This is a genomic window from Pseudomonas sp. Sample_22 (assembly GCF_004307635.1).
Lineage (GTDB): Bacteria > Pseudomonadota > Gammaproteobacteria > Pseudomonadales > Pseudomonadaceae > Aquipseudomonas.
In genome coordinates this window covers 1-15,632 of record NZ_RCNY01000038.1, presented here as the reverse complement: position 1 = coordinate 15,632, position 15,632 = coordinate 1, and the positions used below count along the sequence as shown (strand labels likewise).

The window sequence follows — 15,632 nt, the reverse complement described above, 5'->3', positions numbered from 1 at the left end:
TTCGGGCCGGCATAATGGTCGGCCTGATTTTGTTTTAGGTCAGTAGCTCAATTGGCAGAGCGACGGTCTCCAAAACCGTAGGTTGGGGGTTCGATTCCCTCCTGACCTGCCAGATTCACTCGGTGTGTCTGGCTTTCTTTTCACAGGATCTTCATAGATGACTCCTAAAGCTGAAGCTCAAGGCTCTCGCTTCGATCTGCTCAAGTGGCTAGTGGTAGTCGCTTTGGTGGTTGTTGGCGTTGTTGGTAATCAGTATTACTCTGCTTCGCCGATCCTGTACCGCGTACTCGCATTGCTTGTGATTGCTGCTGTAGCTGCCTTTGTAGGCCTGCAGACAGTTAAGGGCAAGTCTTTCTTTGTACTGGTAAAGGAAGCGCGTACCGAGATTCGTAAAGTCGTATGGCCAACTCGCCAAGAAACCACGCAGACCACGTTGATCGTTGTGGCTGTTGTCCTGGTTATGGCGTTGCTGTTGTGGGGTCTTGATTCCCTGCTCGGCTGGCTTGTCTCCTTGATTGTCGGCTAAGGGTGTCCCGTGGCTAAGCGTTGGTATGTTGTGCATGCTTACTCGGGTTACGAGAAGCATGTCATGCGTTCGTTGATCGAGCGTGTAAAGCTGGCTGGCATGGAAGATGGCTTCGGCGAGATTCTGGTTCCCACTGAAGAAGTGGTTGAGATGCGTAACGGCCAGAAGCGCAAAAGCGAGCGCAAGTTCTTCCCTGGCTATGTGCTGGTCCAGATGGATATGAACGAGGGTACCTGGCACTTGGTCAAGGATACTCCTCGGGTGATGGGTTTTATTGGCGGTACTGCTGATAAGCCGGCACCGATTACTGATAAAGAAGCGGAAGCGATTCTGCGACGCGTCGCTGACGGTAGCGATAAGCCTAAGCCGAAGACCTTGTTCGAGCCGGGCGAGTCGGTACGTGTTAACGACGGTCCGTTTGCCGATTTCACTGGCACGGTCGAAGAGGTTAACTACGAGAAGAGCCGGATCCAGGTCGCGGTGCTCATTTTCGGACGCTCTACTCCGGTAGAGTTGGAGTTCAGTCAGGTCGAGAAGGTCTAGCTGAGCAAGCATCCCAACCCCGCAGCCTTAGGCTGTGGGGTTTTGTCGTCACTGGGATAAACGCGCAAGTAACCGGGGAGCCTTTCGAGGCGTTTGAACCCGTAATTGGAGTGCCTCATGGCCAAGAAGATTACCGCTTACATCAAGCTGCAAGTGAAGGCCGCTCAGGCTAACCCAAGCCCACCTGTTGGTCCTGCTCTGGGTCAGCACGGCGTGAACATCATGGAATTCTGCAAGGCTTTCAACGCCCGTACTCAGGGTCTTGAGCCAGGTCTGCCGACTCCAGTGATCATCACTGTCTACAGCGACCGTAGCTTCACTTTCGAAACCAAATCCACCCCTGCTTCGGTTCTGCTGAAGAAGGCGGCCGGTCTGACCAGCGGTTCCGCTCGTCCGAACACCGTTAAGGTTGGCACTGTAACTCGTGCTCAGCTGGAAGAAATCGCGAAAACCAAAAACGCGGATCTGACTGCAGCTGATATGGAAGCAGCCGTGCGTACCATCGCCGGTTCTGCTCGTAGCATGGGCCTTAACGTGGAGGGTGTGTAATGGCTAAGCTGACCAAGCGTCAAAAGGCTATCGCCGGCAAAATCGAAGCAGGCAAGTCCTACAACTTTGTAGACGCTGCTGCCCTGCTGGCTGAGCTGTCGACTGTCAAGTTCAGCGAGTCGTTTGACGTTGCTGTGAACCTGGGTGTTGACCCGCGTAAATCCGACCAGGTTGTTCGTAGCGCTACTGTGCTGCCACACGGCACTGGCAAGACCGTTCGCGTTGCTGTGTTCACCCAGGGTCCAGCTGCTGAAGCCGCTCTGGCTGCCGGCGCTGACCGTGTAGGCATGGACGACCTGGCTGCCGAAATGAAAGGCGGCGACCTGAACTATGACGTAGTTATTGCCTCCCCGGATGCAATGCGCGTTGTGGGTCAGTTGGGTCAGATCCTCGGTCCACGTGGCCTGATGCCTAACCCTAAAGTCGGCACCGTAACTCCAGACGTAGCTACCGCGGTTAAAAACGCCAAGGCTGGTCAGGTTCGTTATCGCACCGACAAAAACGGCATCATTCACACTTCCGTTGGCAAGATCGGCTTCGACGCCGTCAAGCTGAAGGAAAACGTTGAAGCCCTGATCGCTGATCTGAAGCGTATCAAGCCAGCTTCCTCGAAAGGCATCTACGTCAAGCGCGTTACCCTGAGCACCACTATGGGCCCAGGTCTGGTCATCGACCAAAGCTCGCTCGACGCGTAAGACACAGATTGGCGCAAGCGATTGCGCCAATTGAAAAATTGGGGTCCCTGCCTGGCGGGGGCTATCCAAGACCGTAGGCGACGCAAGTCTTAAACCACAAGCCTACGCAGATGGTGCTCCCGGTTCCTTACCGAATCAGACACCAAAACGACATCCGGTTTCGACCAGATGAAACGGTAACAAGCAGGAGTTAAACCCGTGGCAATTAAACTCGAAGACAAGAAGGCCATCGTCGCTGAAGTCAACGAGGCTGCCAAAGTCGCTCTGTCCGCTGTCGTGGCTGATGCCCGTGGCGTAACAGTAGGCGCGATGACCGGACTCCGTAAAGAGGCTCGTGAAGCTGGCGTTTACGTACGTGTTGTACGTAACACCCTGCTCAAGCGCGCTGTTGCTGACACTGAATTCAGTGTCCTCAACGACGTGTTCACCGGCCCTACCCTGATTGCATTCTCCAAGGAACATCCAGGCGCTGCTGCCCGGATCTTCAAAGAGTTCGCAAAGGGTCAGGACAAGTTCGAGATCAAGGCAGCTGCGTTCGAGGGCAAGTTCCTCGCAGCTAACCAAATCGACGTACTGGCAACTCTGCCGACCCGTGACGAAGCAATTTCTCAGCTGATGAGCGTGATTCAAGGCGCTACCAGCAAATTGGCTCGTACTCTGGCGGCAATTCGCGACCAGAAAGAAGCTGCTGCAGCCTAAGGCTCGTCAACTTCTCGCGTTTTTTGTTTTTTTCGATGGTCGCGTAGGCCGTCCCCAATATCAGGAATTAGATTCATGTCTATCTCTCAGAACGATATCCTTGAAGCAGTTGGCAACATGTCCGTAATGGAAGTTGTTGAGCTGATCAAAGCTTTCGAAGAAAAATTCGGCGTTACTGCTGCTGCTGCATCGGCTGGTCCAGCTGCTGCTGCTGCCGTTGTTGAAGAGCAAACTGAATTCAACGTCATGCTGACCGAAGCTGGCGAGAAGAAAGTTAACGTGATCAAGGCAGTACGTGAACTGACCGGTCTGGGCCTGAAAGAAGCCAAGGCTGTAGTTGACGGCGCTCCTGCCATGGTTCTGGAAGCTGTTGCCAAAGACGCAGCTGACAAAGCCAAAGCAGCTCTGGAAGAAGCAGGCGCTAAAGTCGAGCTGAAGTAAGCATCGACTTTGCTCCTCCAGCCCGAGCGTTAAGCGACAGGCTGATGGCTGGTGGCTCTTGCCACCGGCCTTTTTCCGTTATTGGCAGCCGACTGGGTCGGTGCTGATAACGTGCTGTAACCACCCGATGCGGTGGCGCAAACCATGGGGTTTGCACGATTTTCTGGCTGCTCCCGTCGGGAGGGGCCAAACAAGCAGGTGACCAAGCTGGGGAACGCTGATGGCTTACTCATATACTGAGAAAAAACGTATCCGCAAGGACTTTAGCAAGTTGCCGGACGTCATGGATGTGCCGTACCTCCTGGCCATCCAGCTGGATTCGTATCGTGAATTCTTGCAAGCGGGAGCGACTAAAGATCAGTTCCGCGACGTGGGCCTGCATGCGGCCTTCAAATCCGTTTTCCCGATCATCAGCTACTCCGGCAATGCTGCGCTGGAGTACGTCGGATATCGTCTGGGCGAACCGGCATTTGATGTCAAAGAATGCGTATTGCGCGGTGTAACTTACGCCGTACCTTTGCGGGTAAAAGTGCGCCTGATCATTTTCGACAAAGAATCGTCGAACAAAGCGATCAAGGACATCAAAGAGCAAGAAGTCTACATGGGTGAAATCCCCCTGATGACTGAGAACGGTACCTTCGTAATCAACGGTACCGAGCGTGTAATCGTTTCCCAGCTGCACCGTTCCCCGGGCGTGTTCTTCGACCACGACCGTGGCAAGACGCACAGCTCCGGTAAACTGCTGTACTCCGCGCGCATCATTCCTTACCGCGGTTCGTGGCTGGACTTCGAGTTCGACCCGAAAGACTGCGTGTTCGTGCGTATCGACCGTCGTCGCAAGCTGCCTGCATCGGTACTGCTGCGCGCGCTCGGCTATACCACCGAGGAAGTGCTGGACGCGTTCTACACCACCAACGTGTTCCATGTGAAAGGCGAGAACCTGAGCCTGGAACTGGTACCTCAGCGTCTGCGCGGTGAAATCGCGGTTCTGGACATCCAGGACGACAAAGGCAAGGTTATTGTCGAGCAAGGTCGTCGTATCACCGCTCGCCACATCAACCAGCTGGAAAAGGCCGGGATCAAAGAGCTGGAAGTGCCACTGGACTACGTCCTGGGTCGCACTACCGCGAAGGTCATCGTGCACCCGGCTACCGGCGAAATCCTGGCAGAGTGCAACACCGAGCTGAACACCGAGATCCTGGCGAAAATCGCCAAGGCCGGCGTTGTTCGCATCGAAACTCTGTACACCAACGACATCGACTGCGGTCCGTTCGTCTCCGATACGCTGAAGATCGACTCCACCAGCAACCAACTGGAAGCGCTGGTCGAGATCTATCGCATGATGCGTCCTGGCGAGCCGCCAACCAAAGACGCTGCCGAGACTCTGTTCAACAACCTGTTCTTCAGCCCTGAGCGCTATGACCTGTCTGCGGTCGGCCGGATGAAGTTCAACCGTCGTATCGGTCGTACCGAGATCGAAGGTTCGGGCGTACTGTGCAAAGAAGACATCGTCGCGGTTCTGAAGACTCTGGTCGACATCCGTAACGGTAAAGGCATCGTCGATGATATCGACCACTTGGGTAACCGTCGTGTTCGCTGCGTAGGCGAAATGGCCGAGAACCAGTTCCGCGTTGGCCTGGTGCGTGTTGAGCGTGCGGTCAAAGAGCGTCTGTCGATGGCAGAAAGCGAAGGCCTGATGCCGCAGGATCTGATCAACGCCAAGCCAGTGGCTGCGGCGGTGAAAGAGTTCTTCGGTTCGAGCCAGCTGTCGCAGTTCATGGACCAGAACAACCCGTTGTCCGAGATCACCCACAAGCGCCGTGTTTCTGCACTCGGCCCTGGCGGTTTGACTCGTGAGCGTGCCGGCTTTGAAGTTCGTGACGTACACCCGACTCACTACGGTCGTGTTTGCCCGATCGAAACGCCGGAAGGTCCGAACATCGGTCTGATCAACTCCCTGGCTGCCTATGCGCGCACCAACCAGTACGGCTTCCTCGAGAGCCCGTACCGTGTGGTGAAAGACGCTCTGGTCACCGACGAGATCGTGTTCCTGTCCGCCATCGAAGAAGCTGATCACGTGATCGCTCAGGCTTCGGCCACGATGAACGACAAGAAAGTCCTGATCGACGAGCTGGTAGCTGTTCGTCACTTGAACGAATTCACCGTCAAGGCGCCGGAAGACGTCACCTTGATGGACGTATCGCCGAAGCAGGTAGTTTCGGTTGCTGCGTCGCTGATTCCGTTCCTCGAGCACGACGACGCCAACCGTGCGTTGATGGGTTCGAACATGCAGCGTCAAGCTGTACCGACCCTGCGTGCTGACAAGCCGCTGGTAGGTACCGGCATGGAGCGTAACGTAGCCCGTGACTCCGGCGTTTGCGTCGTGGCTCGTCGTGGCGGCGTGATCGATTCCGTCGACGCCAGCCGTATCGTGGTTCGTGTTGCCGATGACGAAGTTGAAACCGGTGAAGCCGGTGTCGACATCTACAACTTGACCAAGTACACCCGCTCCAACCAGAACACCTGCATCAACCAGCGTCCGCTGGTGCGTAAAGGTGATCGGGTTCAGCGTAGCGACATCATGGCCGACGGCCCGTCCACCGACATGGGTGAACTGGCGCTGGGTCAGAACATGCGCATCGCCTTCATGGCATGGAACGGCTTCAACTTCGAAGACTCCATCTGCCTGTCGGAACGCGTTGTTCAGGAAGATCGTTTCACCACGATCCACATTCAGGAACTGACCTGTGTGGCCCGTGACACCAAGCTTGGCCCAGAGGAAATCACTGCGGACATCCCGAACGTGGGTGAAGCCGCACTGAACAAGCTGGACGAAGCCGGTATCGTTTACGTGGGTGCTGAAGTAGGCGCAGGCGACATCCTGGTGGGTAAGGTCACTCCGAAAGGCGAGACCCAACTGACTCCGGAAGAAAAACTGCTGCGTGCGATCTTCGGTGAAAAAGCCAGCGACGTTAAAGACACCTCCCTGCGTGTACCTACCGGTACCAAGGGTACTGTCATCGACGTACAGGTCTTCACCCGTGACGGCGTTGAGCGCGATGCACGTGCACTGTCGATCGAGAAGTCTCAGCTGGACGAGATCCGCAAGGACTTGAACGAAGAGTTCCGTATCGTTGAAGGTGCTACTTTCGAACGTCTGCGTTCCGCCCTGGTCGGCCACAAAGCCGAAGGCGGTGCCGGTCTGAAGAAAGGCCAGGACATCACCGACGAAGTACTCGACGGTCTTGAGCACGGCCAGTGGTTCAAACTGCGCATGGCTGAAGATGCTCTGAACGAGCAGCTCGAGAAGGCTCAGGCCTACATCGTTGATCGTCGCCGTCTGCTGGACGACAAGTTCGAAGACAAGAAGCGCAAACTGCAGCAGGGCGATGACCTGGCTCCAGGCGTGCTGAAAATCGTCAAGGTTTACCTGGCAATCCGTCGTCGCATCCAGCCGGGCGACAAGATGGCCGGTCGTCACGGTAACAAAGGTGTGGTCTCCGTGATCATGCCAGTTGAAGACATGCCGCACGATGCCAATGGCACCCCGGTCGACGTTGTCCTCAACCCGTTGGGCGTACCTTCGCGTATGAACGTCGGTCAGATCCTTGAAACCCACCTCGGCCTCGCAGCCAAAGGTTTGGGCGAGAAGATCAATCGTATGGTTGAAGAGCAGCGTAAAGTTGCCGAGCTGCGTAAATTCCTGCACGAGATCTACAACGAGATCGGCGGTCGTCAGGAAAGCCTCGATGACTTCTCGGACCAGGAAATCCTGGATCTGGCTCAAAACCTGCGTGGCGGCGTTCCGATGGCCACTCCAGTGTTCGACGGCGCCAAGGAAAGCGAAATCAAGGCCATGCTGAAACTGGCGGACCTGCCAGAAAGCGGCCAGATGCAGCTGACCGATGGCCGTACCGGCAACAAGTTCGAGCGCCCGGTTACCGTTGGCTACATGTACATGCTGAAGCTGAACCACTTGGTAGACGACAAGATGCACGCTCGTTCTACCGGTTCGTACAGCCTGGTTACCCAGCAGCCGCTGGGTGGTAAGGCGCAGTTCGGTGGTCAGCGTTTCGGGGAGATGGAGGTCTGGGCACTGGAAGCATACGGTGCCGCTTACACTCTGCAAGAAATGCTCACAGTGAAGTCGGACGATGTGAACGGCCGTACCAAGATGTACAAAAACATCGTGGATGGCGATCACCGTATGGAGCCGGGCATGCCCGAGTCCTTCAACGTGTTGATCAAGGAAATTCGTTCCCTCGGCATCGATATCGATCTGGAAACCGAATAACACGTGACGCGAATCGAGAGCGGGGCAGGATTGCCCGCTCTCTGCTCCGCCAGGAGGAAAGGCCTTGAAAGACCTACTGAATTTGCTGAAAAACCAGGGTCAAGTCGAAGAGTTCGACGCCATCCGTATCGGATTGGCATCGCCTGAGATGATCCGTTCGTGGTCGTTCGGTGAAGTTAAAAAGCCGGAAACCATCAACTACCGTACGTTCAAACCTGAGCGTGACGGCCTGTTCTGCGCCAAGATCTTTGGCCCGGTAAAGGATTACGAGTGCCTGTGCGGTAAGTACAAGCGCTTGAAGCACCGCGGTGTGATCTGCGAGAAGTGCGGCGTTGAAGTCGCGCTGGCAAAAGTTCGTCGTGAGCGTATGGCCCACATCGAACTGGCCTCGCCTGTTGCTCACATCTGGTTCCTGAAATCGCTGCCGTCCCGTATCGGCTTGCTGATGGACATGACCCTGCGTGATATCGAGCGCGTTCTCTACTTCGAGAGCTACGTCGTTATCGACCCAGGCATGACCACCCTTGAAAAAGGTCAGCTGCTGAACGACGAGCAGTACTTCGAAGCGCTGGAAGAGTTCGGCGACGATTTCGATGCCCGCATGGGTGCCGAGGCTGTCCGCGAACTGCTGCACGCTATCGACCTGGAGCACGAGATTGGCCGTCTGCGTGAAGAGATTCCGCAAACCAACTCCGAAACCAAAATCAAAAAGCTGTCCAAGCGTCTGAAGTTGATGGAAGCCTTCCAGGGTTCCGGCAACCTGCCAGAGTGGATGGTGCTGACCGTTCTGCCGGTTCTGCCGCCAGATCTGCGTCCACTGGTCCCGCTGGATGGCGGTCGCTTCGCGACTTCCGACCTCAACGATCTGTATCGTCGAGTGATCAACCGTAACAACCGTTTGAAGCGCCTGCTGGATCTGTCCGCTCCGGACATCATCGTGCGCAACGAAAAGCGTATGTTGCAGGAAGCCGTTGACGCACTGCTCGACAACGGTCGTCGTGGCCGCGCTATCACAGGTTCCAACAAGCGTCCTCTGAAATCCCTGGCTGACATGATCAAGGGTAAGCAAGGTCGTTTCCGTCAGAACTTGCTCGGTAAGCGTGTTGACTACTCCGGTCGTTCGGTAATTACCGTAGGTCCGACCCTGCGTCTGCACCAGTGCGGTCTGCCGAAGAAGATGGCTCTCGAGCTGTTCAAGCCTTTCATTTTCGGCAAGCTGGAAATGCGTGGTCTGGCGACCACCATCAAAGCTGCCAAGAAGATGGTCGAGCGCGAGCTGCCGGAAGTGTGGGACGTTCTCGCTGAAGTAATTCGCGAACACCCGGTTCTTCTCAACCGTGCACCGACCCTTCACCGTCTGGGTATCCAGGCGTTCGAACCGGTACTGATCGAAGGTAAGGCTATTCAGCTGCACCCTCTGGTCTGCGCCGCGTACAACGCCGACTTCGACGGCGACCAAATGGCCGTGCACGTACCGCTGACGCTGGAAGCCCAGCTCGAAGCGCGTGCGTTGATGATGTCGACCAACAACATTCTGTCGCCAGCCAACGGTGAGCCAATCATCGTTCCGTCGCAGGACGTTGTATTGGGTCTGTACTACATGACTCGTGAAGCGATCAACGCCAAGGGCGAAGGTCGTGTGTTCGCGGATCTGCAGGAAGTTGACCGTGTGTTCCGTGCCGGCGAAGCCGCACTGCACGCCAAGGTCAAAGTGCGGATCAACGAAACCGTCAACGACCGTGATGGCGGCAGCGTGACCAACACCCGTATCGTCGACACCACTGTCGGCCGTGCGCTGTTGTTCCAGGTTGTGCCAAAAGGTCTGTCGTACGATGTCGTCAACCTGCCGATGAAGAAAAAGGCGATCTCCAAGCTGATCAACCAGTGCTACCGCGTGGTTGGTCTGAAAGAGACCGTGATCTTCGCTGACCAGTTGATGTACACCGGTTTTGCCTACTCGACCATTTCCGGCGTTTCCATCGGCGTTAACGACTTCGTTATCCCGGATGAAAAAGCCCGCATCATCGGTGCTGCCACCGACGAAGTGAAAGAAATCGAAAGTCAGTACGCCTCCGGCCTGGTAACCCAGGGCGAGAAGTACAACAAAGTGATCGACCTTTGGTCCAAGGCGAACGACGAAGTTTCCAAGGCGATGATGGCCAACCTCTCGAAAGAGAAAGTCATCGACCGTCATGGCGTCGAAGTCGACCAGGAATCCTTCAACTCGATGTACATGATGGCCGACTCGGGTGCGCGGGGTTCCGCAGCACAGATTCGTCAGCTGGCCGGTATGCGTGGTCTGATGGCCAAGCCAGACGGCTCCATCATTGAAACGCCGATTACTGCGAACTTCCGTGAAGGTTTGAGCGTACTTCAGTACTTCATCTCGACTCACGGTGCTCGTAAAGGTCTGGCGGATACCGCGTTGAAAACCGCGAACTCCGGTTACCTGACTCGTCGTCTGGTAGACGTAGCGCAAGATCTGGTTGTAACCGAGATCGATTGCGGCACCGAACACGGTCTGCTGATGACTCCGCACATTGAAGGCGGTGACGTTGTAGAGCCGCTGGGTGAGCGCGTATTGGGTCGTGTTATTGCCCGTGACGTATTCAAGCCAGGTACCGAGGACGTCATCGTTCCTGCCGGCACCCTGGTAGATGAGAAGTGGGTTGAGTTCATCGAGCTGAACAGCATCGACGAAGTGATCGTGCGTTCGCCGATCAGCTGCGAAACCCGCTACGGCATTTGCGCCAAGTGCTACGGCCGTGACTTGGCTCGTGGTCACCAGGTGAACATCGGTGAAGCTGTCGGCGTAATTGCTGCACAGTCGATCGGTGAGCCGGGTACCCAGCTGACGATGCGTACGTTCCACATCGGTGGTGCGGCAAGCCGGACCTCCGCAGCCGACAGTGTTCAGGTGAAGAATGGCGGTACCGTCCGTCTGCACAACCTGAAGCACGTTGAGCGCGTGGATGGTCACCTGGTAGCTGTGTCCCGTTCCGGTGAGCTGGCCATCGCTGATGACTTCGGTCGTGAGCGTGAGCGTTACAAGCTGCCGTACGGTGCCGTGATTTCGGTTAAAGAAGGTGACAAGGTCGACGCTGGCGCAATCGTGGCCAAGTGGGATCCGCACACTCACCCGATCGTTACCGAAATGAAAGGTACCGTGACCTACGTGGGCATGGAAGAAGGCATCACGATCAAGCGTCAGACTGACGAATTGACCGGTATGACCAACATTGAAGTACTCGACGCCAAAGATCGTCCAGCTGCCGGCAAGGACATTCGTCCTGCCGTGAAGATGGTCGACGACAACGGCAAGGATCTTTTGCTGCCAGGCACTGACGTAATCGCTCAGTACTTCCTGCCAGCCAACGCCCTGGTCGGTGTAGCGGACGGTGCGAAGATTGCGATCGGTGATGTTATCGCTCGTATTCCGCAAGAAACTTCGAAGACCCGTGACATCACCGGTGGTCTGCCGCGTGTTGCCGACCTGTTCGAAGCCCGTCGTCCGAAAGAAGCGTCGATTCTGGCTGAAGTCAGCGGCACCATCGCGTTCGGTAAAGAGACCAAAGGCAAGCGCCGTCTGGTCATTACCCCGAACGACGGTAGCGATCCGTACGAAGAGCTGATTCCGAAGTGGCGTCACCTGAACGTGTTCGAAGGCGAACAGGTAAACCGCGGCGAAGTTATCTCCGACGGTCCGAGCGATCCACACGACATCCTGCGTCTGCTGGGTGTGAGTGCGCTGGCCAAGTACATTGTTAACGAGATCCAGGACGTTTACCGTCTGCAAGGCGTGAAGATCAACGACAAGCACATCGAGACCATCCTGCGTCAGATGTTGCGTAAAGTTGAAATCGCTGAATCCGGCGATTCCAGTTTCATCAAGGGCGACCAGATGGAATTGACTCACGTTCTGGTAGAGAACGAGCGTTTGAGCAACGAAGACAAATTTGTCTCCAAGTTCACTCGCGTTCTGCTGGGTATCACCAAGGCGTCGTTGTCCACCGAATCGTTCATCTCGGCGGCTTCCTTCCAGGAAACCACCCGCGTACTGACCGAAGCGGCGGTAACCGGCAAGCGCGACTACCTGCGCGGCCTGAAAGAAAACGTGGTCGTGGGTCGTCTGATCCCGGCTGGTACCGGCCTGGCTTATCACAGCGAGCGTAAGCGTCGTCGTGATGCCGACAAGCCGTTGCGCGTAAGCGCCAGTGAAGTGGAAGCTGCACTGACCGAAGCGCTGAACTCTAGCGGTAACTGAGTTCTGCGATAAATGAGCGTAAGGCCCTGGCAGCTCCGTTCATCGAATCGCGACAATTTGTCGAGGTTGGATGGGCGGGGAGGTCGGGGCCTTGCCTTGACTGGGGACAAGATCCTCTTTAGACTCTTGTACCCCTAAATTTGGCGGGGATTCGTTCCTGCCATTTTGCTTTTCTTGCAAGACAATAGCGTCGCAAGACAACAGTGGAGCTAGTAGATGGCAACTATCAACCAGCTGGTACGTCAGCCGCGTAAGCGTATCGTCGAGAAATCCGACGTGCCTGCGCTGCAGAACTGCCCGCAACGTCGTGGCGTGTGCACCCGTGTGTATACCACTACGCCGAAAAAACCTAACTCGGCACTGCGTAAAGTATGCCGTGTGCGTCTGACCAACGGTTTCGAGGTTTCCTCGTACATCGGCGGTGAAGGCCACAACCTGCAAGAGCACAGCGTGGTACTGATCCGCGGCGGTCGTGTAAAAGACTTGCCAGGTGTTCGTTACCACACCGTTCGCGGTTCTTTGGATACTTCCGGCGTTAAGGGTCGTAACCAGGGTCGTTCGAAGTACGGTACCAAGCGTCCGAAGTAATGGTCGCTTGCTGCAAAAAACTGATTTCTATTTTTCTGAGTCGATAAGAGTAAGGTCGGAGGCGTCCCTGATAGGGCACCAATTCCGAGCGAACCTGAAGACCGTTTGAGGGCTTATCCATGCCAAGAAGACGCGTAGCAGCCAAGCGCGAAGTGCTTGACGATCCAAAATACGGAAGCCAAATCCTGGCCAAGTTCATGAACCACGTGATGGAAAGCGGCAAGAAAGCCGTTGCCGAGCGTATCGTTTATGGCGCGCTGGAAAAGGTTAAAGAACGCAAGAACAGCGACCCCCTGGAAATCTTCGAGAAAGCTCTCGACGCCATCGCTCCGCTGGTCGAAGTAAAGTCGCGCCGTGTAGGCGGTGCTACTTACCAGGTTCCGGTTGAAGTTCGTCCGTCCCGTCGTAACGCTCTGGCAATGCGCTGGTTGGTAGACTTCGCTCGCAAGCGCGGCGAGAAGTCTATGGCTCTGCGTTTGGCTGGCGAACTGTTGGACGCTGCCGAAGGTAAAGGTGCTGCAGTTAAGAAGCGTGAAGACGTGCACCGTATGGCTGAAGCTAACAAAGCTTTCTCGCACTACCGCTTCTAATTTTAGCGTCACTAATTTTGCGAGGGCTTTATGGCTCGTACTACACCGATTAATCGCTACCGTAACATTGGTATCGTTGCTCACGTGGATGCTGGTAAAACCACCACCACCGAGCGCGTCCTTTTTTACACTGGCAAAAGTCACAAGATGGGCGAGGTGCATGACGGCGCCGCGACCACAGACTGGATGGTTCAGGAGCAGGAGCGTGGTATTACCATTACTTCTGCTGCTATTACCGCCTTCTGGCAGGGTTCTGCGAAGCAGCACAAGGACCAATACCGCTTCAACGTCATCGATACCCCGGGTCACGTAGACTTCACTATTGAAGTTGAGCGTTCCCTGCGTGTACTCGACGGCGCTGTCGTTGTGTTCTGTGGTACTTCCGGCGTTGAGCCTCAGTCCGAAACCGTATGGCGTCAAGCCAACAAGTACGGTGTTCCACGTATCGTTTACGTGAACAAGATGGACCGTGCCGGCGCGAACTTCCTGCGCGTGATCGCCCAGATCAAGCAGCGCCTGGGTCACACTCCGGTGCCGATCCAGTTGGCTATCGGTTCCGAAGACAACTTCCAGGGTCAGATCGATTTGATGACCATGGAAGCGGTTTACTGGAACGATGCTGACAAGGGCATGACTCCACGTCGCGAAGCTATCCCTGCTGAACTGCAGGAGCTGGCTGAAGAGTGGCGCAGCAACATGGTTGAGGCTGCGGCCGAAGCCAGCGAAGAGCTGATGAACAAGTACCTCGAAGGCGAAGAGCTCTCCATCGAGGAAATCAAGGCCGCTCTGCGTCAGCGTACCATCGCTGGTGAGATCGTTCTGGCTGTTTGCGGTTCTTCCTTCAAGAACAAGGGTGTTCCCCTGGTTCTCGACGCCGTTATCGACTACCTGCCTGCACCAACTGACATTCCTGCCATCAAGGGTACTGACCCGGATGACGAGGAAAAGCAGATGGAGCGTCACGCAGACGACAACGAGCCGTTCTCGGCTCTGGCGTTCAAGATCGCTACCGACCCATTCGTGGGTACCTTGACCTTCGTTCGAGTTTACTCGGGCGTGTTGGCCTCCGGCGACGGCGTGATCAACTCGGTTAAAGGCAAGAAAGAGCGCGTGGGTCGTATGGTGCAAATGCACGCAAACGCCCGCGAAGAGATCAAGGAAGTACGCGCTGGTGACATCGCGGCCCTGATCGGCATGAAGGACGTCACCACTGGTGAAACCCTCTGCAACGCTGACAAGCCAATCATCCTGGTTCGCATGGACTTCCCGGAGCCGGTTATTTCGGTTGCCGTAGAGCCTAAAACCAAGGATGACCAGGAAAAAATGGGTATCGCTCTGGGCAAACTTGCTCAGGAAGACCCGTCTTTCCGCGTCAAAACTGATGAAGAGACTGGTCAAACGATCATCTCTGGCATGGGCGAGTTGCACCTGGACATCCTGGTTGACCGGATGCGCCGTGAGTTCAACGTCGAAGCCAACATCGGTAAGCCTCAGGTTTCCTATCGTGAGCGCATCACGAAGAGCTGCGAAATCGAAGGCAAGTTCGTTCGTCAGTCCGGCGGTCGTGGCCAGTTCGGTCACTGCTGGATTCGTTTTGCACCTGCTGACGAAGGTCAGGAAGGTCTGCAATTCCTGAACGAAGTAGTGGGTGGTGTGGTTCCTAAGGAATACATCCCGGCTATCCAGAAGGGTATCGAAGAGCAGATGAAGAACGGTGTTGTTGCCGGCTATCCGCTGATCGGCCTGAAGGCTACCGTGTTTGATGGTTCTTACCACGACGTCGACTCGAACGAGATGGCGTTTAAGGTGGCTGCTTCCATGGCGACCAAGCAACTGGCCCAGAAGGGCGGTGGTGAGTTGCTCGAGCCGATCATGGCGGTAGAGGTTGTTACGCCTGAAGACTATATGGGTGACGTGATGGGCGACCTTAACCGTCGTCGCGGCATGATCCTGGGTATGGAAGATACGGTTTCCGGTAAGGTTATCCGTGCTGAAGTTCCGTTGGGCGAGATGTTCGGTTATGCGACCGACGTTCGTTCGATGTCCCAGGGTCGCGCAAGCTACTCTATGGAATTCAAAAAATACAATACGGCTCCGTCGCACATCGTCGAAACCGTTACCAAAAAACAAGGCTGATTCAGTCCTTTAGGCAAGGAGTTAATTGTCGTGGCTAAAGAAAAATTTGATCGTTCCCTACCGCACGTCAACGTTGGCACCATCGGTCACGTTGACCACGGTAAAACCACTCTGACCGCTGCTCTGACTCGCGTCTGCTCCGAAGTTTTCGGTTCGGCCGTAGTTGAATTCGACAAGATCGACAGCGCGCCAGAAGAAAAGGCTCGTGGTATCACCATCAACACCGCGCACGTCGAGTACAACTCGAACATTCGTCACTACGCTCACGTTGACTGCCCAGGTCACGCTGACTACGTGAAGAACATGA

The 15,632-nt window shown here is 55.6% G+C and carries 12 protein-coding genes and 1 tRNA gene; all 13 read left to right on the top strand.

Annotation, left to right across the window (positions count from 1 at the left end; all coding sequences use genetic code 11):
- Window positions 1-36: 36 nt before the first annotated feature.
- Window positions 37-112, top strand: a tRNA-Trp gene (locus D8U73_RS10415).
- 45 nt (window positions 113-157) lie between these two features.
- Entirely contained in the window at window positions 158-526 is a 369-nt protein-coding gene (secE, locus tag D8U73_RS10410; RefSeq protein WP_007896620.1) for a preprotein translocase subunit SecE, read from the top strand.
- A 9-nt stretch (window positions 527-535) separates the two neighbouring features.
- Window positions 536-1,069 (top strand): transcription termination/antitermination protein NusG, encoded by a 534-nt coding sequence (nusG, locus tag D8U73_RS10405; protein ID WP_007933727.1) that lies wholly within the window; start codon window positions 536-538, stop codon window positions 1,067-1,069.
- 117 nt (window positions 1,070-1,186) lie between these two features.
- Window positions 1,187-1,618 (top strand): 50S ribosomal protein L11, encoded by a 432-nt coding sequence (gene rplK / locus D8U73_RS10400; protein WP_007933726.1) that lies wholly within the window; start codon window positions 1,187-1,189, stop codon window positions 1,616-1,618.
- Window positions 1,618-2,313, top strand: coding sequence for a 50S ribosomal protein L1 (gene rplA, locus D8U73_RS10395; RefSeq protein ID WP_008041297.1), 696 nt, complete (start codon window positions 1,618-1,620; stop codon window positions 2,311-2,313). The genes rplK and rplA overlap by 1 nt, the downstream gene beginning before the upstream one ends.
- 198 nt (window positions 2,314-2,511) lie before the next feature.
- On the top strand, window positions 2,512-3,012 hold the full coding sequence (gene rplJ, locus D8U73_RS10390) for a 50S ribosomal protein L10 (RefSeq protein WP_007970413.1): 501 nt from the start codon (window positions 2,512-2,514) through the stop codon (window positions 3,010-3,012).
- Between the two features lie 75 nt (window positions 3,013-3,087).
- On the top strand, window positions 3,088-3,453 hold the full coding sequence (gene rplL, locus D8U73_RS10385) for a 50S ribosomal protein L7/L12 (RefSeq protein WP_056855887.1): 366 nt from the start codon (window positions 3,088-3,090) through the stop codon (window positions 3,451-3,453).
- A 220-nt stretch (window positions 3,454-3,673) separates the two neighbouring features.
- The gene (gene rpoB / locus D8U73_RS10380) at window positions 3,674-7,747 is read left to right on the top strand and encodes a DNA-directed RNA polymerase subunit beta (protein WP_056855886.1); all 4,074 of its coding nucleotides are present in this window, start codon (window positions 3,674-3,676) and stop codon (window positions 7,745-7,747) included.
- 64 nt (window positions 7,748-7,811) lie between these two features.
- Window positions 7,812-12,011, top strand: a complete 4,200-nt coding sequence (gene rpoC, locus D8U73_RS10375) for a DNA-directed RNA polymerase subunit beta' (RefSeq protein ID WP_056855885.1) — start codon at window positions 7,812-7,814, stop codon at window positions 12,009-12,011.
- Window positions 12,012-12,227: 216 nt separating this feature from the next.
- A complete protein-coding gene (rpsL, locus tag D8U73_RS10370) occupies window positions 12,228-12,599 on the top strand; it encodes a 30S ribosomal protein S12 (protein WP_003186084.1) in 372 nt (123 codons plus the stop codon).
- A 119-nt stretch (window positions 12,600-12,718) separates the two neighbouring features.
- On the top strand, window positions 12,719-13,189 hold the full coding sequence (gene rpsG / locus D8U73_RS10365) for a 30S ribosomal protein S7 (protein WP_002555493.1): 471 nt from the start codon (window positions 12,719-12,721) through the stop codon (window positions 13,187-13,189).
- 30 nt (window positions 13,190-13,219) lie between these two features.
- Window positions 13,220-15,325 carry an elongation factor G gene (gene fusA, locus D8U73_RS10360; protein ID WP_046815908.1) on the top strand — a complete coding sequence of 702 codons (2,106 nt, stop codon included), beginning with the start codon at window positions 13,220-13,222 and terminating at the stop codon, window positions 15,323-15,325.
- A gap of 30 nt (window positions 15,326-15,355) precedes the next feature.
- A partial coding sequence (locus D8U73_RS10355) for a GTP-binding protein (RefSeq protein WP_241668510.1) occupies window positions 15,356-15,632 on the top strand: 277 nt, incomplete at its 3' end.